Source organism: Candidatus Nitrotoga sp. M5 (assembly GCF_927904885.1).
In the GTDB taxonomy this organism is placed as follows: Bacteria; Pseudomonadota; Gammaproteobacteria; order Burkholderiales; family Gallionellaceae; genus Nitrotoga.
The window spans coordinates 1-23,195 of record NZ_CAKMNW010000058.1 but is presented as its reverse complement, the minus strand read 5'-3'; the positions used below and the strand labels follow the sequence as shown (position 1 = coordinate 23,195).

15 protein-coding genes are annotated in these 23,195 nt (G+C 45.7%); 6 read left to right on the top strand and 9 right to left on the bottom strand.

Annotated elements, in window-relative coordinates; genetic code table 11:
* Positions 1-105 precede the first annotated feature (105 nt).
* The 4 genes from MJ770_RS11120 to MJ770_RS11105 form a co-directional block, all read right to left on the bottom strand.
* A complete protein-coding gene (locus MJ770_RS11120; protein ID WP_239254162.1) occupies positions 106-858 on the bottom strand; it encodes a glycosyltransferase in 753 nt (250 codons plus the stop codon).
* A gap of 226 nt (positions 859-1,084) precedes the next feature.
* The gene (locus MJ770_RS11115; protein ID WP_239254160.1) at positions 1,085-3,220 is read right to left on the bottom strand and encodes an O-linked N-acetylglucosamine transferase, SPINDLY family protein; all 2,136 of its coding nucleotides are present in this window, start codon (positions 3,218-3,220) and stop codon (positions 1,085-1,087) included.
* 35 nt (positions 3,221-3,255) lie between these two features.
* The gene (locus MJ770_RS11110; RefSeq protein ID WP_239254149.1) at positions 3,256-7,221 is read right to left on the bottom strand and encodes an O-linked N-acetylglucosamine transferase, SPINDLY family protein; all 3,966 of its coding nucleotides are present in this window, start codon (positions 7,219-7,221) and stop codon (positions 3,256-3,258) included.
* A 6-nt stretch (positions 7,222-7,227) separates the two neighbouring features.
* The gene (locus MJ770_RS11105; RefSeq protein WP_239254147.1) at positions 7,228-9,405 is read right to left on the bottom strand and encodes an O-linked N-acetylglucosamine transferase, SPINDLY family protein; all 2,178 of its coding nucleotides are present in this window, start codon (positions 9,403-9,405) and stop codon (positions 7,228-7,230) included.
* Positions 9,406-10,080: 675 nt separating this feature from the next.
* Between MJ770_RS11105 and MJ770_RS11100 the strand changes: the two genes are divergently transcribed.
* Entirely contained in the window at positions 10,081-11,307 is a 1,227-nt protein-coding gene (locus MJ770_RS11100; RefSeq protein WP_239254143.1) for a class I SAM-dependent methyltransferase, read from the top strand.
* 164 nt (positions 11,308-11,471) lie between these two features.
* Here the strand turns inward: MJ770_RS11100 and MJ770_RS11095 are convergent, their stop codons facing one another.
* Complete coding sequence (locus MJ770_RS11095; protein WP_239254141.1) at positions 11,472-14,441, bottom strand: hypothetical protein; 2,970 nt, start codon at positions 14,439-14,441, stop codon at positions 11,472-11,474.
* Positions 14,442-15,042: 601 nt separating this feature from the next.
* On the opposite strand from MJ770_RS11095, the gene MJ770_RS11090 reads away from it, so the two are divergent.
* The 4 genes from MJ770_RS11090 to yacG all read left to right on the top strand — a co-directional run bounded on the left by MJ770_RS11090 (position 15,043) and on the right by yacG (position 17,658).
* Positions 15,043-15,915 carry a prepilin peptidase gene (locus MJ770_RS11090; RefSeq protein ID WP_239254139.1) on the top strand — a complete coding sequence of 291 codons (873 nt, stop codon included), beginning with the start codon at positions 15,043-15,045 and terminating at the stop codon, positions 15,913-15,915.
* Complete coding sequence (gene coaE, locus MJ770_RS11085) at positions 15,912-16,538, top strand: dephospho-CoA kinase (RefSeq protein WP_239254137.1); 627 nt, start codon at positions 15,912-15,914, stop codon at positions 16,536-16,538. The genes MJ770_RS11090 and coaE overlap by 4 nt, the downstream gene beginning before the upstream one ends.
* Before the next feature lie 67 nt (positions 16,539-16,605).
* Entirely contained in the window at positions 16,606-17,361 is a 756-nt protein-coding gene (gene zapD / locus MJ770_RS11080; RefSeq protein ID WP_239254135.1) for a cell division protein ZapD, read from the top strand.
* A 105-nt stretch (positions 17,362-17,466) separates the two neighbouring features.
* Entirely contained in the window at positions 17,467-17,658 is a 192-nt protein-coding gene (yacG, locus tag MJ770_RS11075) for a DNA gyrase inhibitor YacG (RefSeq protein ID WP_445083153.1), read from the top strand.
* Here the strand turns inward: yacG and MJ770_RS11070 are convergent.
* The 4 genes from MJ770_RS11070 to MJ770_RS11055 all read right to left on the bottom strand — a co-directional run bounded on the left by MJ770_RS11070 (position 17,646) and on the right by MJ770_RS11055 (position 20,773).
* Positions 17,646-18,632 carry a Nudix family hydrolase gene (locus MJ770_RS11070; RefSeq protein WP_305855798.1) on the bottom strand — a complete coding sequence of 329 codons (987 nt, stop codon included), beginning with the start codon at positions 18,630-18,632 and terminating at the stop codon, positions 17,646-17,648. The genes yacG and MJ770_RS11070 overlap by 13 nt on opposite strands.
* A 160-nt stretch (positions 18,633-18,792) precedes the next feature.
* The gene (locus MJ770_RS11065) at positions 18,793-19,491 is read right to left on the bottom strand and encodes an SDR family oxidoreductase (RefSeq protein WP_239254133.1); all 699 of its coding nucleotides are present in this window, start codon (positions 19,489-19,491) and stop codon (positions 18,793-18,795) included.
* A 223-nt stretch (positions 19,492-19,714) separates the two neighbouring features.
* Positions 19,715-20,020 (bottom strand): hypothetical protein, encoded by a 306-nt coding sequence (locus tag MJ770_RS11060; protein WP_239254131.1) that lies wholly within the window; start codon positions 20,018-20,020, stop codon positions 19,715-19,717.
* Positions 20,021-20,125: 105 nt separating this feature from the next.
* Positions 20,126-20,773, bottom strand: coding sequence for an elongation factor-1 alpha (locus MJ770_RS11055; protein WP_239254129.1), 648 nt, complete (start codon positions 20,771-20,773; stop codon positions 20,126-20,128).
* A gap of 1,018 nt (positions 20,774-21,791) precedes the next feature.
* On the opposite strand from MJ770_RS11055, the gene dnaA reads away from it, so the two are divergent.
* Positions 21,792-23,147 (top strand): chromosomal replication initiator protein DnaA, encoded by a 1,356-nt coding sequence (dnaA, locus tag MJ770_RS11050; RefSeq protein WP_445083154.1) that lies wholly within the window; start codon positions 21,792-21,794, stop codon positions 23,145-23,147.
* Positions 23,148-23,195 lie beyond the last annotated feature (48 nt).

The window sequence follows — 23,195 nt, the reverse complement described above, 5'->3', positions numbered from 1 at the left end:
TCCGATGCAGTCCAAAAATCGTAGCGAGGTATAGCTTCAATAGAATTGCTTCACTCACGCTAACGCTTTCGGACTATCTTTTAAGCTATTTAATTCAGTTTCGATCTACCGAAAAGTGCTACCGATATGTAGCATTTGTGCACGATCAAGGTTCTTCGCTAATGCCACCTGGCGGTTATTGCATACTTGAACGGGTAGGCGATCTCGGTACTTTTCCATAAATTTGACACTAAATTTTTCGAATTTTTCACAATAATTTCCGCGCGACTGATGGGCGATTAAAATATCGTTACATACTGCCAATTTGAATCCGGCCAAATAGGCGGCGAAGGTAAAGTCGGTGTCATAAATGTGGAAGCCATCGAAATTTTGTTCATCGAAGCGTATTTCATTGACTACCCGCCGGTTCACGGCAAAGAAAAAGCCGTCCAAAGCTTGAATCCCTTCAACAACCATCGAATTTACCCCGCCCCACACCGACAAGTCAAAACGATTGCTGGGCCATTCATTATCGGTAACCGGGTAGGCAACCGTGCCATGCAAGTAGGGGTCTCCCGCAAATCCCCAGTTGCTGGCGACTAAATGATTTGTGCCGGCGCAGCCTACTACATCGTAGACTTTCAGATGTTGGCGTAAACGTGGATAAAAATCAGGCGAGATTATCTCGATGTCATCATGGCAAAAAATCAGGATTTCGCCTCGACTTTGAATGATGCCACGGTTATAGCCTTCGCAGAGTGACTGCGCATCGTGGATGCCGATTATCTCAAACGGCGCATTCGCCAGCAGGTCGGTGTAGTTTTTTGAGACGAATTCAAATTTTTCCGGATTGACGCTGCAAATAATAATTGAAATCATGTTAATTGGCTCCATTATCAATCGAGATAAGGTCTAGTTGTAGTACGTTGCAGCAAAACCATACTGCATGTCGAACCGCTATCGTCACGCCAATACCGGCTTTTAACAAGCGCAGCCGGAGCAAGGTACTTGTAAAGCATCTCTACAATTTGTCATTCCTACCTTCGCGGGATTGACGTAAATTTTAATTTATAGAGGTGCCCTGAAATTGTTTTAACGGTAAAACCTACCCACCGCCACATTTCACGTTGAATTCAGATTGATAAAACGATTCCATTTGCCGTAATGACTTTTCCATATTAAAGATGCTATTACTACCGGCAATGATGCGTTGCACAACTTGCTGGCGCCATGCATTGTCTTTGCCGACCCTGATGGCTTTCTCTATATAGTCATCCTGGTTTTTAGATATAAGTTCATCCAACCCCATGCATTTCAGCATGCCATAGCTTTGCCGTCCACGCATGAATTCACCCGGTAAAGTTATCACTGGTAAGCCGCAGGCAAGCGCGTCCAGGGTTGTGTTGCCCCCAGACCAATGCAGTGTATCGAGCATCACATCGCACAACAGATTGACGCGTAGATAATCATCATGGGCCATTGAAGGCAGAATAATACCGCGCCCTTGTGGCTCCATGCCATGCTCGCGCAGGGTCTGCGACAGTCGAGCAAAAAAAGCATTGGTTATGTTGGGATGACGGCCAGCAAACAGTACGATGACTCCATTTGGGTCGCGCTCAAGGATGCGAGCTAGCAGGGCATCGTTGTCTGGGTGGATCTTGAATAATGATTGCGGGCATAGATACAGCGTTTTACCTTCTGGTAATGCGAAGTCGGCGCGTTGCGCTGATGTGGGTAGCACAGGCTTGCTGTAATAAGTGCCAAGACCTTCAAACAATTTCAGCTTTTCAGAGTAATGAATTTCAGCGTTATCGGGTTCCATTGCGGCGCTGGAAAAATAGTAGTCGATATTTGCGTGGCCGCTGGTTACAGGATGCCCCCAGCCAGCACATTGAACCGGTGCCAGTCGCATGGCTGCAAGCAGGAAACTGGTGTTATCCATGCCAAGCTCTGGGTAAACCAGAATATCCAGGTCATCCTTCAGCACGGCAGCAGCGATGCTAGAAGGCGAAACGGGGCCCGCAACAAGGTGGCGAAAATGGTCACAAGCGTCGACTATTTCCTGAGTAACATGGTCTGTTTCCTGACGGGTATGATAGACAAAAATTTCAAATTGCTCACGATCGAGCCGCATGATCCAGCTGCGAAAATACATCCCGACAGTACAATCCCTGAAAAAACTGGACAGATAACCAATGCGCAAGCGACGTCCCACTGTATCTTTCTTCACACGCGGCTGCATGACTTGCGGAGCAATTTTTTCCAGCATAGCAGCGACGAAACGCGCATAGTCCGTTTGCAGATCCTTGTCGTCAAATCCTTGGTAGGCCAAGTAAAAGTTACTCCAACGCAATTCATCCAATAATTTCTCGGGTTGATTGTGTGAAATAAAATTCGGAATATTTTCGTGCAGGATTTTCAGGCCGTTAGCAAATCGTTGTCGTGCTTCAAGCAGATCAATCTGATTACGATATACGGCGGGGAACGATAGAAAGGCACCGAGTGCCGATTTCAGTTCATGCGGATTCAGCGTTTGCACTTGCCGATAGGCCGCAAGAGTTTGTTCGATACGGCCTTGCTCCCAAAACACGCGGGCAAGTTTGTTGAGTTCCGCGCCATTCTTACCCGGCTTCATTTGTACGGCATGGGTGAAGCTGGCTTCCGCTTCATCGAGCTTGCCCATATCGTGCTGAACAGAACCGAGATAGCTGTAAGCCTGAACATGATCCGGCCTCAAGCGAAGCGCATGGTTGAAGCTGTTTTCTGCCTGATTGAGTTGCCCCATATCCAGGTAAGCAATGCCCAAATTGTAATGGGCCAGCGCGTAATTCGGATTCAGCAGAACAGCCTGAGCAAACTGTTGCTGAGCGCCAACGAAATCACCCAACGCGCGAAGCGAGGTGCCCAGGTTGTTATAAGCACCAGGATAATTCGGCTTGTGACGGATTGCATCGCGGAAATTTGCAGCGGCAAGGTCGAAACGCTTTTGGTCATGCAGAATAATGCCTATATTGTTGCAGGCCTCGGCATAATCTGGTTTCACGCGAATTGCATTTTGCAGGCTAGCGATGGCCTCGTCTGGCCGGTGCAAATCTTCCAGCGTGAGCCCGCGCAGAAAATGATTGCGTGGATCTTCCGGGCTGAGAACGATGGCTTGATCAAGGCACTCCAGTGCCCGCTCCAAATCACCGGTTTGCCGCGCCTGAGCAGCAGCCTGCAGCAGCGCCTCGACCTGATTCATATATCAGCGTTATCCGTCATGGCTGCATAGGAAATTCATCGTGAGGTTACGATGCCTTTCTGCAGCAACGCTTGTCGAAAGGTTTCTTCCAAATGGCGAACATAATCATCCATATTGACTAGCGGCGAGTCGGCTAAACCGCGCCGGATAGCATCCGTAACACTAGTATAGAACGTTTGATCGTTAGCGAGGCGTTTGGAAATGTCGATAAATTCCTGTTCGTTGCTGGCAATCGTTGCCGTTACGCCGAGGTTTGTCAGAATGCTGAAGCCGGTGCGCTCGCCATGCCGTTCCCCGCATAGCGTGACCACCGGAACGCCCATGTCAAGCGCTTCCAGCGTACCATTGACGCCGCCATACGGCAGTGTATCCAGCACCATGTCAACCATGGTATAGCGCGCCTGGTTATGGGCTCCATCCTTGCCAGGCGGTATAAAAACGACGCGGGTGGCAGCTATGCCAGCAACCTTGAGTCGTTGCAGGTAACTGGTTTTGGCTTCAGTATTGTGCGGCGAGAACGCAAGAACCGTGTACGGTACCGCTTCCAGCACCCGGCGCCACAACGCGAGACACCGCGGACTCAGCTTAATCAAGCTGACGAAAGCACCCAACACTATAGCGTGCTTTGCTATGCCAAATTTTTTGCGCTGATAGTTGTGCTGGCTCGCTGGCGCGATGTGGCGATAAGGAAATACGCAGCCCTGCATCGGCAACAATCGCTCCAGTAAATACGCCTGATTAGCTGGCGTGTCGGCGTATTGATCCGTTAACTTGAAATCAATGCTATCCAGCCCCACTGCTCCGGCGCTGGCGATGTGGGTAATCTGCAAGCGCGCGGGCTTATACGCCAGTATCGCTGGCAGACTTCCCTTAGTGTGGGTAGACAGATCTACCAGGATATCCAGGTTGTCCTCGGCAATGCGATTGGCCGCACTGAGCGCATCCAGATTTGCGATACTGACAAACCGAAAACTGCAGGCACGAAAAAGCTCAGTCCATGCATCTTGCTGCGATGACAGTGAATAGCAGTACACCTCAAATTGATCAGTATCATGCCGGGAAATGGCCTGATATATCATTTTCCCCATCACGTGATCACGCAGATCGGCCGACAAATAGCCCAGCCGGATTTTGTTGCCAGCGGTGCGCGCAGGTAGCGACAACTGAGGGGTATATGTTTGCTTGCTCAACTGGTTGTAGCGCTGATACAGGGCGAACAAACGTTCTGGTGGAAAATCAAAAGACAAAAGTAAAAACAGCATTTCCTCCAGCCGATCGAGCGCATCAGCGACATTGAAAGACGAAAGCCTATCGCTCAGCAAGTCGTCCAGATATGCCTGTTGCTGTTCGACCTCCCCCAAATACTGGCAGGCTTGCAGGCCATACACCGCGAGCATGGCAGAGGGCGGCGTGTGACGACGGAACTGTTTAAAATTTTCCAGCCACAGATTGATTTTGCCGGCGTCGAACAATACATCGCCCAGATGATAATAGGCTGACGCATGATCCGGCTGAATACGCAGAATTTGTTGGTAGCAGGCAGCAGCGCGTTCGGCCTTGCCTTGTTGCTGGAACAGTACGCCCAAGTTAAACAAGGCCTCGGTATTGCTCGGCTCCAACGCCAAGGCACGTTGATAGGCAGCCATTGCAGCGTCTGACATACCTTGCTTTTGATATGCCACACCAAGGTTGAAATATGCAGACGGTTCCTGCGGCTGACTTTGAATCGCCTGTTGCAAAGTGGTGACGGCTTGCGGCAGATGGCCAGCCCCAGTCTGGGCACGACCCAGCCCATTCATTGCGGCGAAATGGCTGGGCTTGATTTGCAACGCCTTGTTAAAGCCGGCGACCGCATCCTCCATCTGTCCCTGCTTAAGAAAAAGATTACTAAGTGCCAAATGCGCATCAAGATAGCTCGGGCTCACCGAAATTGCACGCTGAAGTTGCACGACGGCTTCATCTTCCTGACCGGTTTGCTCAAGTAGTACGCCGTATAAATAGAGGGCTGCTGCGTGATCGGGCTCATGCAATAGTACCTGCCGATAATGGTCTGCAGCTTCGATCAAGTTGTTGGCCTGGTGTTGCCGCACGCCATTCTGGAACAACTCTTTATTATCGTCGTTTGCGACTGGGTCTTTTAGGGGGCATTGGGCGATAGCATGACGATAAGCGTCTTCCAGGTGCTGGGTGTAAGCATCCATGTCAACCAGCGGTGAATCGATAAGACCGCACCGGATTTTTTCCTTCACTATACCGCGCCACTCAGCGTCACTCGCGATACGGTAAGCGAGATCGATATATTCGGCTTCGCTGTGAGCAATTGTTTCAGGCACGCCGAGGTTCATCAGAATACTGAAGGAGGTGCGTTCACCATGCCGCTGGCCACACAATGTGACCACTGGCACCCCCATATCCAGCGCTGCCAAAGTCGTATCACCACCGCTGTAAGGGAAAGTATCGAGAGCCATATCCAACAGTGCATAACGTGCACGGTTAAACTGCTCGTTCTTTGCCACTGGAATGAACTTCACTCGCGCCGGATCGATTCCAACTGCAGTAATTTGACGTAAATAGCTGGCTTTTTCGTTTTCTTTCAGGGGCGAAAATGCCAGCACGGCATGTTCAACTCTGGTCATGATGGTAGCCCAGGCTTGCAGACAACGCGGGCTGAACTTCATTATGTTAGCGAATACGCCAAATACCACTGCATTTTCCTCGATACCCAACTCGGCGCGGCTTAAATGGGCATGCGAAGCGGGTTCAACATGGTGAAAGGGGAAAATACAGCCTTCCATAGTTAACAGCTTTTCAATTAAATATGTCGCATTTTCCGGCACATCGGCATACTGGTCGGTCAGCTTGTAATCAACCGTATCCAAACCTATGGCACCGTGCGCGCCAAGATGGGTGATCAACACTCGTGCCGGTTTGTAGGCAAGAATCAATGCATTGGAATAGGAGGTGTGGTTGCACAGGTCAATCAGTATATCGAGGTCGTCTTCGGCGATCATCTTGGCGGCTTGCCGCGCAGGCAGCATATGCAGATCAACGAATTTATCACTGATCGTGACAAATTGCGCGGTGAGTGCATCTTCCTGGGTCGCCAGTGAATACAGATACAATTCAAACTGACTGCGATCATGGCGCGCCAGTACTTCATACATAAGCTTGCCCATCACATGTACGCGAAAATCCGCCGACAAATAGCCAATGCGCAATTTTGTTCGCTGCGTCCGGTGTGGAGAAACTAGCGGAAATTCAGAGAAGTGTTCGTGTTTCACAGCCTGGTTGTAGGCATGGTACAAGCGCAGTAGCTGCGCTTGCGGCACATCGAAATACTGTGCCACACCTAAAATGTTATCCAGCACCCCTATGTCACCATCCTTGAATGAATGCGCAGACAAGGCTTGCAGGTAGTATTCTTCGCGGGAGAAGTCGCCCAAGTAGCGACAAGCGGAAAGTCCGGCAACAAAAAACCAGTCGGTTTTGTTTTCCAGACGCTCATATTTCTTGAATGCTTCCAGCCATTCTTCGGTGCGGTCGAGGAGCCTCAGCAGTGAACAGAGATTGTCATAAGCTTCCGCATATTCCGGCGCAATCTCTAGCGCCGCCTGGAAGTGTTCCACCGCCAAGCTGGGCCGCTTTTGTTTTTTAAGTATCAGGCCTAAATTGAACTGCGCCTGCGGCAATCTGGAATTACTTGCCAGAGCGCGGCTGTAGGATTGCCGGGCGTCATCCAGGCGTTCCAGGGTTTGAAAGATATTGCCCAGGTTGTTGTGTGCTTCGGCAAAATCAGGGTTGATTTTAATGGCGCGCTGATAGCTGGCAATTGCCGCATCAGTTTGATTCAGGTATTGCAGCGCAAGCGCCAAGTTGTAATGACATTGTGGGTGCTTGGGCTGCAACGACAGAACTTGTCGATAGAGCATCATGGCGTCCACGAGCCGTCCTGCTTGATGATTCTGCAATGCCTGTTGAAACAAATTGTCGGAGTTATTCATGGATAATTAATTACAAATATTGTTAGAAGCTGAATTTAATGGTTGAGTATTTAATGCTGTTGCAAAAAATTGCTCCATCTGACGCAATGGCGCCTCCGCAGAAAAGATTGCATCGCTACTTGTTGTTATGTGTTGCACAACTTGCTGATGCCAAGCCCTGTCTGTGCCAAGTCTGGTTGCTATCTCTATATAATCTTTATGGTCATGCGCGATCAGTTCATTCAAGCCCATGCACTTCAACATACCGTAGCTTTGCCGTCCGCGCATGAACTCGCCTGGTTTTGTCACCACTGGCAAACCGCATGCCAGCGCATCCAGCGTTGTGTTGCCGCCGGACCAATGCAGTGTGTCGAGCATTACGTCGCACAGCATATTGACACGCAAATAATTCTCATGATCCATACGCGGCAATATTTTTATTTGACCGCTTTTCTCCATCCTGCTTTCATCCAATATAATTTCAAGTCGCTTCATAAAAGCACGTGTCATTGAAATATCAGTGGCTTGAAAAAATACCAGAACAGCATTTTTATTCCGCGCCAGGATTTCCAGCATCAGCTTATCGTTATCGGGATGAATTTTATATAAAGATTGCGGGCAAAGATAAAGAACTCTCTCCTCTGGCAATGAAAAGTCTGAGCGCTTGGCTGGAGAAGGGAGCGTCGGTTTTAAGTAGCACGTTCCAATTCCCTCCAGTAATATCAATTGCTCACTATAGTGAGCCTGCGCATTTTCTGGCTCCATTAATGCACTGGACAAGAAATAATCTATATTGGCATGACCCGTGGTTACCGGATGTCCCCAGGCAGCACATTGCATTGGTGCCAAGCGCATAGCTGCCAATACCAATGCCCACGGGTCCATACCAATTTCCGGATAAATCAAGATATCTAGCTGGTCTTTCTTGACCTGCCTACCAATATAATCAACGTCGCCAACAAGATGTTTATAATAGTCAGAAGCATCAGTAAATTCTTGAGTTATATGGTCCTGTATATGCCCAATGTAATAGCAGTAAATTTCAAACAATCCTCTGTCAAGTGAAGTAACCCAGCTTTTAAAATATGATCCTACGGTGCAATCACGCATAAAACTCGACAAAAATCCAATGCGTAAACGTCGTTGACTGGCTGTGGGCTCTTGTTTTATAGGCTGCATTAATTCTGGAGCCGCAATCCGAAGAATATCCGCCACAAAATTTGCGTATTCCACTTGCAAAGATTTGTCATCTTGACCTTGATAAGCCAAATAAAAATTTGTCCAGCCCAATCCGGACAATAATTCTTTTGATCCTACTTCAAGGAATTTTTCGGTGTTATTCCGTAAAGCTTTCAGGCCCTCAGTGTAACGTTTACGTGCTGTGAACAATTCTGTGGCATTGGCATAAATTGTAGGCAACATGAGGTGAGCACCGAGGAACCCCTTCAAGCCATTTGGATTTAGTGACAAAGCATGCTGATAAACGGCTGCCGCTTCGGCATGCTTACTTTGCTCCTTTAAAGAATAAGCCAAGTTGTTTAATACTTGAATATTGCCCGGGTCGAGCAAGAGCGCACGGCGTAATATTTTCTCGGCCTCTTCCATCTCCCACTGCACAAGAAGGGCATGGCCCAAGCCAAAATGGGCATAAATATTATTTGGCTGAAGCTCAATGGATTTACGATAACAACGCTCGGCCTCTTCTATTCGTGCTTGTGACTGATATGCGCTGCCCAGATTGTTGTAAGCTAGAACGTAGTCTGGTTTTAACTTTACTGCTTCGCTAAAGGCAACCGTTGCCTCGTCAACTATCCCCTGCAAATTAAGTACACTTCCCAAGTTATTCCAAGCCTGGGGAAAATCGGGAAGAAACTTTAACGCTAGTCTAAAATTAGCGGCGGCTTCATCGAGATGGCCATTTATTTGATCTAACGTACCCAACTGATTATATGCTTGTGCAAAATTTGGATTCAGTTCAAGCGCTTTGCAAAAATATTCTGCTGCCTCGTCAACATTCCCTTGCGCCTGCGAGACTAAACCGAAAGCAAGCCAATAGTGTGGCTGCGTTATGTCAGCCTGTATTGCTCTATCAAGATAATTTGATGCTTGCTCGAAGTTTTTTGAACTGAAAGCCTGCAATCCCAACTTGTAAAAACCCTCTGGGGTGATAGAAGTGCCAATAGGAACGGCCTTATTATTTTGCATTTGTGATGCCTTAGGGATTTGCCTATGCATGATATAGACACATAAACGGCATTATTTATCTATAAGAATGGAAGTTATTATTGAATGTCGCGATGCTTGCCATCACAACGAAATGTGAAGCGAATCCTAATTCAAAGTGCAACATCTCACAGCTTTCTACAAATAATTTTTATGGTACTTCAAATCGCGGCATTTACTATTTTTCTGACGTGGAGAAAGTGTAGTGTTGAATATAAATACTCAACACTCCGAATGGCCGTGATTGCGTATATAATTTGCGATGAATGCAAACTAGGGAAAGTTAAACAACTTTTTGCAAGCTAATACAAGACGCGCTTCAGCCAAGATCAGGGCAGACATCATAGAAGTAATGCGACATGCCGAAAATGAGGGCGCAGTATAACAAACATGCTGTCCCATCAGGTTTCACAGCTCTCTTAGAAATTTATTGGAGCGCTCCAAAACTAATACCTGTTCTTACACAAAGAACATACGGCAAATAGCATTATCTCTACCAACCATGGTTCATTTACTATAGAAAATTCGCGTATTTCTTGTCAAGAATACGGTCGGGAATTAGCCTTCAAAAACTCCGTAGCTTTGAAAATAAAGAGGTCATCTATATTTTTTTGACATCAGTTTCAGAGCCTTAATTAAACTTATCGAAGAGTCCAAATGAATCAACCAAAAAATATTGATCCTGCAGAATTAAATGTCCAGTCGATCGCTAGCATTTATCAAGAAGGGCAGATCATAAAAGTTCAGATGAATCTTCAAGTGCGAGACCTATGTATTTTTGATCCTGTATTGCGCTTATTCGTTCGTCATGAGGGAGCAGATACCTATTTGCTGGCTGCTGATACACATCAAGGTGCAATATATCTGCCTTGGTTGCCACGCGGTGAATTCTGCTTCCACTTTGAATGGCCAGTCTCACTACCTGCGGGCAATTATGAACTTGGGGTTTCATGGGGAACGGTAAGCGAGGTTCGCACACCGGATTCATTACAATTGTTTTCCATCACCGAGACTAAGTCAGCACAGCAAATTTTGTTGGGGACGTGGAGTATTGACCCGGAAACGGAAGCGCGTTTAAACCAGTTGTCATGGCGTCAAGGTATGACAAATTGGTTTCATCGTCATTTTTGTCATGCTGCAAAAGTCATTGGAGAACTATGTCTCACTAATACTGAAAAGCTGCATGGCAGAATTTTGGATATCGGTGCGGGCGAAGGAATTACAGATTTGAGTATCGTTCTGCGCTATCAGCCACAAGAACTCGTCGCCTTGGATATTGTGGATTACATAAAAGAATTACCTAGAGTCGCACAGGAAAACGGATTGCCTTTACAAGAAATGCCTGACAACTTTACTTTTTTACAGCACAGTTGCGAGGAAATCCCCTATGCCGATGAGAGTTTTGACGTTGTTATATCTTGGGGCTCGCTTGAACACATTGTAGGGGGATATCGAAAAACATTGGATGAAGTTTATCGAGTGTTGAAACCAGGCGGCTTGTTTTTCGTCGCCCCTGGCTTGTACTATTCGGCGATAGGAAGCCACTTGGGTGAGTTTGATTCAACACCTCATCTGCATCTGCGCATTCCAGAAGCTGATCTAAAAGAAATGGTAATGACCACAAAACCTACGATAATGGATCGTTCAGGTTTTAATGTCACCAATGAAGATTATTGGCGTTTTTATAAAGAACTTAACCCTATTCGCCTGGCTGAGTTTGAAAAAGAACTACGAAGCTATGGATATATTTTAATCCGCGCAGCAATCAGAACCAGCGAAATAGTTGAGTATGATGCAGCGTTACAACCGTATAGTATTCTGGATTTGGCTGTAGAAGAGCCCTACATAACGGTTCAAAAACCGGAGAAAAATCTCAATAATTAGATGTTTCGGTATTTGTCGTAATTTTGGTCAAAATATGTCGTTATTCTGTGCATTCCATATGAAAAACAACAGATAGCGGTAATCAATTGCACACATGCTCAAACTGTATTCTTCGCTTGGCGCTAAAACACAATAACTCACGCTCTCTAAAGAGAGCGTGCAATCTAAGGAAGCTCAACAAACTTAAGCGCGACATCACTTATCTTGACACCCGCTTTTTTCTGCGCAGCAGGCAGCTGCCACCGTAGCGTCAAACGCGACATCTGCTTACTTTTATTCTCTGGGAAAAGACAACGTGACCTGTTTTGCTTAGTTGGTTTAAGGGAGCAAGTCAGCTTTTCACCATTTTCCAACAATAACTCGGCTGATGCTCGGGTTTGCTTTGACCAACTCCCGGTTACGATGAGTTCAGTCGGTGCCGACAAATAGCGCATTTCCCACTGCGGTGAAACCAGACCAATACTCATACCTTCACCCGTTAGATGCAGCTTTCCATAACTGCTTGCCAGAAGTGTGCCTGTTGCTGGGATCCAACCATCACGGCTTTTCACCACAGCATTGCCAAACGGGTAAAACAGACTACCGACTGGCCACGCTTGCATTGCGCGCAGCCACCAGACAAATTGGTATTCATAGGCCGAACCTTCCATCACATCATAGGCCTTGAAATTATTTGGGTGCACCACGCGGTCACCCACGTAACTTCCCCACATCGGTGACAGGAAGTTTGCACCGCCGTTTATCAACGCCTGCATGGTGGCATAGGATTCATTGTGATCCGGCAGTTTTTCTGGAAACGCAATCGTGGCGGGATGGAATTCCACCACGCCCCACGCAGGATCGATACGCCGAATGTTGTCGATCAGGCTGCTGCCGCTGCGCGGCTTGCCTTCGTTGCGACTGCCAGGGCCGTACAAAATTACGCCCAAATGGCCTTGACGTGGTTTGGCGCCCTCTATGGACACCCCAGCCTGGTCGTTCCAGCCATTGGCATGATCGGTGATGCTTACTGCGACATCCGCCTGGATAAAGGTTTGGCTAGTATAGATACGCTCTGGCGATAAGCCGGCTTCTACGACCCAGGCAGCGAGGTCGTCATAATGGCGTGCAACTAGATGGCGCTTGAATTGAGTCCATAATTGCTGCCATTGATCACTGTAATCTATAGATTTACGCGGCGGTTCAATGGCGCTAACTTCCTTCCAGGATCGCTTAGCGAGCCGGTTTGCGTCGGCCAATGTCAATCCGGGTTCGTGACGAGAAAAAGCTAATTCGCCGCCATTTGCGTACGGGCCGAGGTGAAACAGCCATTCGCGGTATTGGCGTAATGTATCCGGATTGTAGTCGTACCATTGGGTCAGGTAGAACCACGGATTGATATACTCATCCGGGTCGAGGTTGATCATCACATAATGGGCAGGATGCGTCTGGTTGAATTTGACAATTTCGCGCACAGCAGCTTGCAGGTTGCGCTTTTTGTAATCAAGAAAGCGGCGGTTGTAGCGGTTAAGGCTCATCATACGTGCCAGCTCCGGACTGTCAGTGGCACCGGCCAGGTCTTTCAGGGCGTCATCTGGCTCTGTCTTGCCAAACTGGTTCCATTGCACAGCACGCTCATCTTGCTCCAGCATATCGACAATATCCAAATCCGGCACGGCGAATTTGGAATCAGCCCAGACGCCGCCATCCAGAGTGATCATCACTGGTGCGCGAAAGCGTAGCGCAGTATCGAGTAACTCACTCAAGGATTCACCGGTCATCTCCTTGCCGTTGCGATTACGCAGACTCTCAGGGAAATTTGGATCAAAGACATAATCAGCTTGCTCGCCTTTTGTGGTACGCAGATACTCAATACGGCCGCGAAAGCCAATTTCTACACAGCCGCCTTGTGCCATGTCGCGTAATTCCTGCAGTTGGCGGAATTTATTGCGAAAATCCACCGCCCCGCCGGGATAAAACACTCGCAACTTCTCTCCAGAGCATGTTTGTTTTACGGCTGAATTTTTATCGAGCACCAGCGGCCCGGGCAATACAGCAATATTGCCCGCATTATCCTCCACACGCACCTGTAATCGCTGCAAGCCGGACGGTATAGCCGCTAATGGCACATTCAGATCGTACAAATCTCCCTTCTTTAGTGGCGCATCACCCGCCTTGTCACGGTTAAAGCGGGGGTCTGAAAAAGCCGATAGCAACTGTTCTTTTTTTGTCAGCGTCATTTTTCCGAGATGTGTACCCGATTCAGTCTCCACGTAGGCAGCTCGGATGCCTTGCTCATCGGCCAGCCAGCTACGCAGCTCTATTGTGCCAGGCGACATAATTTTATCGTGTTGCGCCAATACCTTACCGAATGGTAAATCATTGATCACCTGCGGCCCAACGATTTCGCTGTTATGCCCTTTGCCATCTTCGAACTTAATTCTTAAGCGATAGTTGCCACGCGGCAATTTATGCATAGGCAACACACCCTCGAAACCGCTGGTTGCTGCCTGCGGCCAAGCTGAAAATGCCTTGGCAACGTCAACTCGCTGATTGCTGGCTAGCAGCTCCAGCAATTCTTCATCCCGCGCCAACACCTGTACTTTCACTGGCTCCCGCCTCGCCACCGCCCAGCCGCTAATCAAATTGCGCCCATCAGCCTTGATCGGCTCGGTTACGTCTAACATTCCAAACGGCTTTGAAAAATCAACTGGCACCCGACCAACTTTAAATACTGTGCCAACTCCGTTTTCCGCGCGCACTTCCAGCGCTGAGGTATGCGGCGGAATAACGCCACGTGCCAGTGCAAAGGTATATCCGGAAACAGTCGAGAATTTGCATTGCGGAAAAGCTGAGGTCACATCGGTTCGGGCAACACTCGGCTTAACACTGGCAAGTAACTTACCACTTGCCCACATCTCAACATGGCTTACTCCGGCAGTATCAGCAGCCCAGCCTTCAATATCAATACTGGTTTTGCCGATAGAATTAATTAGTTTAGGCGTATCAACCGAACCACGCACCGCGCAGACTGGCGGTGCCATCGACATTTTAATTTGCGGCCAAACGTGACTGGTAGCGGCTCCAGCAATCGCAACAAGTGATGCACTTACAATTATAGTCAGCAGTAATTTTTTTTTAAAACACTTAATCATTTCATTGCTTTTGTTAAGGGCATGGTTTTTGAAGGACACTGGTACGGGTATTCTTTGACAGATTATTCAGGACAGTACACGCCACAAATCAACAGAAAATGATCTAAATGTCTAAAATGTCAGTTACATCTGATCACTTTAAATCATACCATTTTAAGGTTTGTACGAGGTTGCCAATAGGGCAACACTTAACAGATAGTGATATAAAACAGTTCAATACTTCAAGTGCAAAAAACTCAGCACTATGCTGACTGGAAATCAGGTTGTTCGTTAAGGCGGGAACCCATTAGAGTTAATGAACTGCTTAATTGAATCTATGATAGCAGCATTAACGTAGTTAGTTTTCTGCGACACTACTCTCAGGCTAAAAGTTAGCCATCGATATCGGCTTTTTTAATGTGGCACCTATTCGAATTCCATGGCAAACGTCAATAAGCTACAAATTATGATAATCGAAGTCACACAAAAATAAATGATAGCCACATTCAGAAAACTATCAATAATCAACGCGCATCACTGGACAGATATTCTGCTTCCTACATTATTCGACATATTTCGTGTTACTTTGTTAAAAATTACGTATTGGTATTCTTGAATATCCATGACAGCACTCGTTGAGTTACTACAAAACCTCCCATTTCTTTTTATTGCTTTGTGCGGCATTACTGGTCTGCTGGTGGGCAGCTTTCTTAATGTGGTCATTCATCGCTTACCCAAGATGTTGGAGCGAGAATGGCATGTCCAATGCGCTGAACTCAATGGCAATGAACTAGAAAATGTGCCACCTTACAACTTGTCCATGCCGCGTTCCGCATGTCCACAATGTGGTCACAATATAAGCGCGCTGGAAAATATCCCGGTCATAAGTTATTTGCTGCTGCGCGGAAAATGTAAGGGTTGCAGCACACATATTTCGGCACGATACCCCATGGTGGAAACGGTGTCTGGACTTCTGAGCGCCTACGTCGCATGGCATTTCGGTTTCGGCTTAACTGCGTTAGCTGCGTTGTTGTTTATCTGGATGTTACTGGCATTAACCTGCATTGATCTTGATACTCAACTGCTGCCAGATGACATCACATTGCCACTTCTGTGGTTGGGTCTATTTTTTAATTTGACTACCACTTTTATTGACATTAACAGTGCCGTTATCGGCGCAATTACAGGGTATTTAGCTCTGTGGAGTATATATTGGTTATTCAAGCTCGCCACCGGCAAGGAAGGAATGGGTTATGGTGACTTTAAGCTGTTGGCGGCAATCGGCGCATGGCTGGGCTGGCAAATGCTACCGCTGGTTATTATGCTTTCTTCAATAGTAGGTGCAGTCGTCGGCATGACATTGATTATCGCAGCACGCCACGGCCGTAACGTCCCTATTCCATTCGGCCCGTATTTAGCAGGCGGCGGTGTAATTGCGCTATTCTGGGGGCAGCCCATTACGCAAGGCTACCTGCAATTACTCAGCATTCCATGATATATCGCGTAGGATTAACTGGGGGCATCGGCAGCGGAAAGAGCACAGTAACTTCATTATTCAAAGAATACGGTGTGCTAGTCATCGATAGCGATGTCATTTCACACCAGGTAACTCAATCCGGTGGCATAGCCATCGCAGAAATCCATGCGACATTCGGAGATGACTATATTGATTCCAACGGCGCTTTAGACAGAGCACGCATGCGTCAATTGATATTCTCTGATCATGCTGCCAAACTGTCCCTGGAGGCAATTTTGCACCCGCTTATCCGCGCGGAAATTTTGGTACAGATAGGCAATGCTAATACAAGCAGCACGCTTGCATCTCCCTATCTATTGCTGGTCATTCCACTATTGTTTGAAACGCCTAGCTACCACGAATTGGTGCAACGTACATTGGTAGTGGATTGCGCGGAAACTACCCAAGTTGCGCGCACCATACAACGTAGCGGGCTGGATGAGCAAACAGTGCATACAATAATGGCATCCCAAATCACGCGTGCCGAACGGTTAAGGCTTGCTGATGAGATTATTCAAAATGATGGCAATCTGGATACTTTGCGCCAGCAGGTACATCAGCTACACCTGCACTACAAGTGCAATTTCTCAGGAGTTGACTGACGGTATATAATGGCCGCAATGCACTCGACAATATTTAACTTTAACTTCCCTGCCATTTTAAAGCACTGTGATTAGCTATGACTTTCCTCTCAATGAACGTATGCGCACCTTACTGCGCCTGGAGGATCTTTATGCCAAACTGCTATGTTTTATAGAAAGATCAAGCGCAATTGACCACCACGCTGCTCTGAATGCATTGTTTGAAGTCATCGAAGTCGCTAGCCGATCCGACCTGAAGTCAGATCTGTTGCAAGAATTAGAACGCCAAAAAAAACATCTTTCCGCTCTATACAACAACCCAGAAATTTCAGAAAAAGCACTGGATGCAATACTCAATGAAATTGAAAGCACCAGTAACGGCCTGTTCAACATGAGCGGCAAGGTAGGCCAGCACTTGCGCGAAAACGAATGGTTAATGGGTATTAAACAGCGTGCCGGCATTCCTGGCGGGACTTGTGAGTTTGACTTGCCATCCTATCATCACTGGCTGCATCAGGATGTCATGCTACGGCGCGATTACCTAAAGACCTGCTTAACCCCTATCCTCCCTATATTCGATGGCCTTGCAATCATTCTCAAGCTATTACGCGAAAGCGGAAAAGCACACCACTACCTTGCCTCGCAAGGTAGTTTTCAGCAAATGCAATGTGGTCGCGTGGCTCAAATGCTGCGAATAAGTTTGGACAAAACTCTACCGTGCGTTCCTGAAGTCAGCGCCAACAAATATATGCTTAATATTCGATTCCTTTCTGCCGATTATGTAGCCAAGAGCGCCTTGTTCGATCAGGATGTATCATTCAACCTTACTTTCTGCTCGTTATAATTGGGCTTGTCGATTTAAATGACTTATTCCCCCACTCTCTACAAATGAGGGGATGCTGGTGATAAATAATGTCAAGCTCGCTTATTTTATAATTAGGAATACGCCATGATGAAGAAAGCAACTATCGTCGCTTGTCCACAATGTAAAAAAGACGTGACATGGAACAATGAAAGTCGCTATCGTCCTTTTTGTAGCGAGCGCTGCAAATTAATTGACTTGGGACAATGGGCCACGGAAAGTTATCGCATTCCGCAATCTGAGAGTAACTCTGAAGAAGATCCTTATCACCAAGCCTGACGCAACATCGCAATCCCATGTGCACCGTACTGCCAAGCTTTTTCCAAGTCATCACAACATAATCCACCCAGCGCATACACCGGAATGGCCGAGTTTTTTGCCATTGTTGAAAAGGCCTCCCAGCCTAAACTTTTGACATCTGGATGACTGCGAGTGGGCAAGACAGGGCTCAACACCACGAAATCGAGACCCAGATCATTCGCTCGTTGTAGCTCGTCAGCGTTGTGGCAGGACGCCGCACACCAAGTCAAGTTGGGACGTGAGCTACACGCAGCAAGCTGGACACCTTTCAAATGCACACCGTCTGCGCCAATTTCATTAGCCAGCTCTACATCACTGTTGATTAGCACTTGTGCGCCGTATACGTGTGCCAGCTTCACCACACGCAAAGACAATTCACGCATCGCTACGCGTGATAACTCAGGTTCGCGCATCTGCACCAACTTTAAGCCATTTTCTAGCGCAACTTGTAATCGTTCCATAAATATTTCAATGCCTATTTCGGCAGCGTTACTAATGGCATACAAAGGTGGCAATTGCAGTGCGCGGAGGATAAATGTGTTGGCCGGAAGCACTGGGGATACAGTCAAACTGGAAGAATTTTGCCAACTAAACTGTTGATTCTCTTTACCATAAAGCTCACCTTGCCATTCAGTAATGCGAAAAAAATTCAGTCGCACAGCAGCGTGTTCATAAATGTGCAAGCATGTCAGCCAAGGAAAAGCACGTACAATTTTTATGCCTAACTCTTCGTGCAGCTCTCGTTCCAGCGCATGCAGAAGTGTTTCACCCTCTTCAACTTTACCACCCGGAAACTCCCAGTAGCCTGCATAAGTCTTACCTTCCGGCCGCTGCGCCAGTAGGAAGCTGTCATATGTGTATCGCCCTCGCAAGGAGGACTCCGAGGTAAGAGCATCTGCTTCAAACTTGCGTAATAACACGCCAACGGCAACTTCAATCACACAAGAATTCATGTGTTGCGAACCAGGTTGCACTCAGCCATCCAATTTAGAAATAATTTTTCTTCCACCCATGCCATACGCCGTTGCCCCCAATCGGACACTAAAATAATCAACCGTAATAAACTATCTAAGTAGTTAAACTTTCCGTGCAGATGGTCAAAAATATTGCTAATTACCAAGGGATTTCCTGACCGTCATAATTAAAGAATTTTCCTGAATCTTTCTTTGATAGATTATTGATTATTTCCCGCATGCCTGAAACGCTTTGCTCAGTAGAGATCAAGGCATTCGGCCCACCCATATCAGTTTTGACCCAACCTGGATGAATTACGACCGAAATAATTCCGGCAGGCTGCAGATCAATTGCAAGGCTCTTTACGACCATGTTTACCGCTGTTTTGCTTGACCGATAAAGGTAATTTCCACCCCCGCTATTGTCCTCAATGCTACCCATTTTACTCGTTATTACTACACAGATTTTTTGCTCGCTGCGAGCGATCTGAGCAGCAAATGTTTCAGCCATTTTGAGTGGCGCCATTGTATTGATGCGGAACATCTGCATCCATTCCGCATAATCAGTATGACCAAAACCATTGACGCTCAATTTAGGATAGGTTCCCGCATTGTTAATGAGCAAATCGACAGATTCATCAGACAGCTCTTGGCCTAAGCGTTCAATCTGCGCATGGTCAGATACATCCAGAGCCAGAATTTTTATAAGTTCGGGATATAAGGCAGCCAATTTATTAAGCTCATCTGACTTTTCTGGATTCCGACTACAAGCCAAAACACGCCAACCATCTGCAGCAAATTGCCTGGAAAACTCCAGTCCGAGCCCACGATTAGCGCCAGTAATTAATGTGGTTTTCATTATTCCCCCATTTTTTGAGTAACGCCGTATTGAGAAGAAACAGTGTAAACAGGCAAGCACAAAGCACGCTACTCACATAATTTCGGTTTTTAGAGATGTCCTTAAGTGATAACGGATAATAAATATAAAAATTATTGGTACAAGTTTAAAACGGTAAATTGATTGGCTCGCTCAGAAGGGGAGCAATAAATTTGATTTGGCGTTACTGGTTGGTCTGAAAAAACTATTTAATCCCATCGCCTCCAGATTTCTCAGATATTCCGTTTACCTCACTTCGAATTACCTCTCCTTCGATCACCTCGCCCTCTACCGCAGCACCGCTTGACTGATACTCACGCATTTTTCTTCTTAACTCACGGGTTCTCCACCACAGATATCCCCATACGATTGCACCGACAGTCAAAATGACTACAAATAACAGCACAGAAAACATCAAGGCAAAACCTATCAGAGCGATGGTTGCAACAATCTTGGCAACCTTGCTCAATAGGCTGGGGGACTTTGTAGTGATATATATTCGATTTTCCATCTGTCTTTCGTCAACATATAAATGAATTATTTGCGGCAGATATTTATTCCTACCCGCTGCAGCGTCAGTGATAACAAGTGTACCCGCCCTAGTAGACCACTTCCATTATTTCAAATCTGTTTCCCAAGCATTGCCGTAAATTTTTCCGTTGCGCGACAAAATAAGCATTTGGTACATACTAATAAACCACATTATTGTTGCTGCAACACTGTAACCAAAGCCGCCAATAAGCGTGAGCCATGCAAAGTTTGGATTCCATTTTGTAAGCCACCACGACAAAATATCTACAATCAAAAAAGCGAAGGGAGTGACAATAGCTGAAATTTTCAACCATTTCGGCACGCCTACTGCAAAGCTAAAAATAAATCCCACAAAAAAGAATATGAAGCTGATCCCGAATAAATGGATATGCGATACTCTGGTCAGTGTTTGAATGCTTGCGCCTTCGTCGATTTTGGCTAATTTTTTGACCGCCTCATACTTACTAAAATCAGGAATGCCAGAGATAGCACCATGACAATGCACGCAATTTTGTTTAAAGGTATCCTTAAAGTGCGGCTCCCATTCTGTCTCAGGTGCTCCGTTGCGAACCCATTTAATAATGTCGAGACGTGCTTCCGGCGTCCCCATCTCTTTCATAGATCCATTTAGCTTGCTTTCCAGCGTGCTGCCGCTCCGATTTCCATAATAGCTGTACTCGATATCATCCAAGGAAAGTCCCGGCTTACCATCTGCCATGCCATGCGTCAGCATGATCTGCAGGCCAGCCATACATAAACCCAGCCCAATTGCGAGCAGGTAACCGGAAAAAAGCACTTTGACGGGTGTCGGCAGGTTAGGTAAATTTAACCAAGCAAAATTTTGGGGTATTGATTTCAATTTACATACTCATTTCTTTGCTTTTAAAAATGGAAAACTATTTTTGCCTAAATTCTATCAGTCAACACATTATTACCCTCGATCCTTAGCTTTAGAGGTGCCCTTTAGCCGTTGAAATGCATGCAACGTTTGTAAAATTTTTTAATTTAATATCTTTATATTTGGGCTAAAAATATTGATAATAGAATGCCACAATAAATTTATTATGATCAGGTACAAGTTAAATGTAACGTATGTTTGACCTTGGTTTAGCTAGAACGTTTCTCTACATTACTATACCCGTGTAACTTGCTTGAGTGCAGGGTTAGCTCGATTGCTTATTTTTCAATTCCTTCAAAACTGCCATAATAATTTTCATCGATTCATCATCAAGTTGGCAAAGTTCACCACAAACAGACAGAAAAATTTTCTGATTGCCTCGCCAAAAGCCATAGTAGTTGCGGATACCAGTACTTCAACTATGGAGATACTTGATTAAATCTATTTTTCCCCTTACGCACGGTGGCAACAGTGAGATGTACAAGCAGGCAAATGTGCGGCTGAGGCATTGATTTCAGAGGACGTTCGGGAATGGTCGGGCACTCTGTAACTACTCAGCATTATCTCGCATCAAACGACAGCCTAACAGTGGCCTATTACGGACGGGGATAGAATCACACGAGATAAGACACCTGTAGTACCGTTGGATGACAACCGTATATTTACAAGATAAACATCGAAATATACGTAAATTATCCTTGCTTGTAATTCATAATTCTTCTCGATTAAATTAGACCCTAAAAGTTATTAATGGTATTTACAGGACTTCTGTCAAAGGCTTATCTACTGTGAATAAATTTTTACCTTGCATGTAGTAGAATGTTCGAATATCTTTTGCATTGCCAACATAAAAATTATGCAAGACGACACATTATGGAATTCCTGTCTTCTTTTCTTTGAGAGTACGCTGACCTCACAACAATTTAATTCTTGGATTAAACCACTGGTATTTGAAATTCAAGGTAATCAGATTACCTTAACTGCACCTAATACTTTTACATTAAAACTTGTACAGGAACGATTTTTACCAGCAATTTCCAAACAAGCAGCGTTATTTCTTTCATGCCCGCCAAGTTTCGAGTTGCGTATAGAGGAAAAACCTCTCAATTTGCCTCCATCAAAAATACCAGTTTCTATAAACAATAGTGACCCGTCTGTACCGCAACTAACAATAAATAAGCACAAAAATAAAAATAAGCTTAATCCTTTGTTATCTTTTGAAAACTTTGTTACAGGCAAAGCTAACCAATTAGCTCATGCAGCAGCAATACAAGTTGCTGAAACTCCGGGTACAACGTACAACCCATTATTTATTTACGGTGGAGTAGGACTAGGAAAAACTCATTTAATACAATCTATTGGAAATTATATGAAGCATGAGAACGCACAAGCAAAAATTTGCTATGTTCATGCTACTAATTATATTTCAGATGTTGTACGCGCTTTTCAAACTAAAAAATTTGACGAATTTAAACAATTCTACAACTCTTTAGATTTGCTATTAATTGACGACATTCAATTCATCGCTGATAAAACTGGAACCCAACAAGAGTTTTTCTATACTCTCAATTCTTTGATTGATGGGCATAAGCAAGTTGTAATTACTTGCGATACATTCCCCAAAGAAATTTCTGGAATGACTCCACGACTTACTTCGCGATTTAGTTGGGGATTGACAGTAGCTGTTGAACCACCCGGATTGGAAATGCGGGTAGCGATTTTACTTCAGAAAGCTGCTATTTCTAACAACCCGATAAGTGAAGATGTTGCTTTTTTTATTGCCAAACATATTCGTTCTAACATCCGTGAATTAGAAGGCGCACTTAAACGCATAGAAGCGTATTCAAAATTTCACAAACGCACCATCTCTGTAGAACTTGCAAAAGAAGCGCTTAAAGATTTACTGGCTTCTCAAAATAAACAAATTTCTATTGAGAACATTCAAAAAACTGTGGCTGATTTTTATCGTATTAAAGTGACTGATCTTCTTTCCAAAAAACGTACACGGTTAATTGCAAGACCTAGGCAAATTGCAATGTGCTTAGCGAGGGAATTAACACAATTAAGCTTACCGGAAATTGGCGCAGCATTTGGAGGACGTGACCATACTACGGTTATGTATGCATGTAAGACTATTGAAAGTTTACGAAATCAAAATTCACCTCTTAATGCAGATTTCAATTTACTTAATCAAACATTACGAAACTAATACACTTAATTAAGGTTGTACTTAATATTGTTAATAACTGCACTAAAT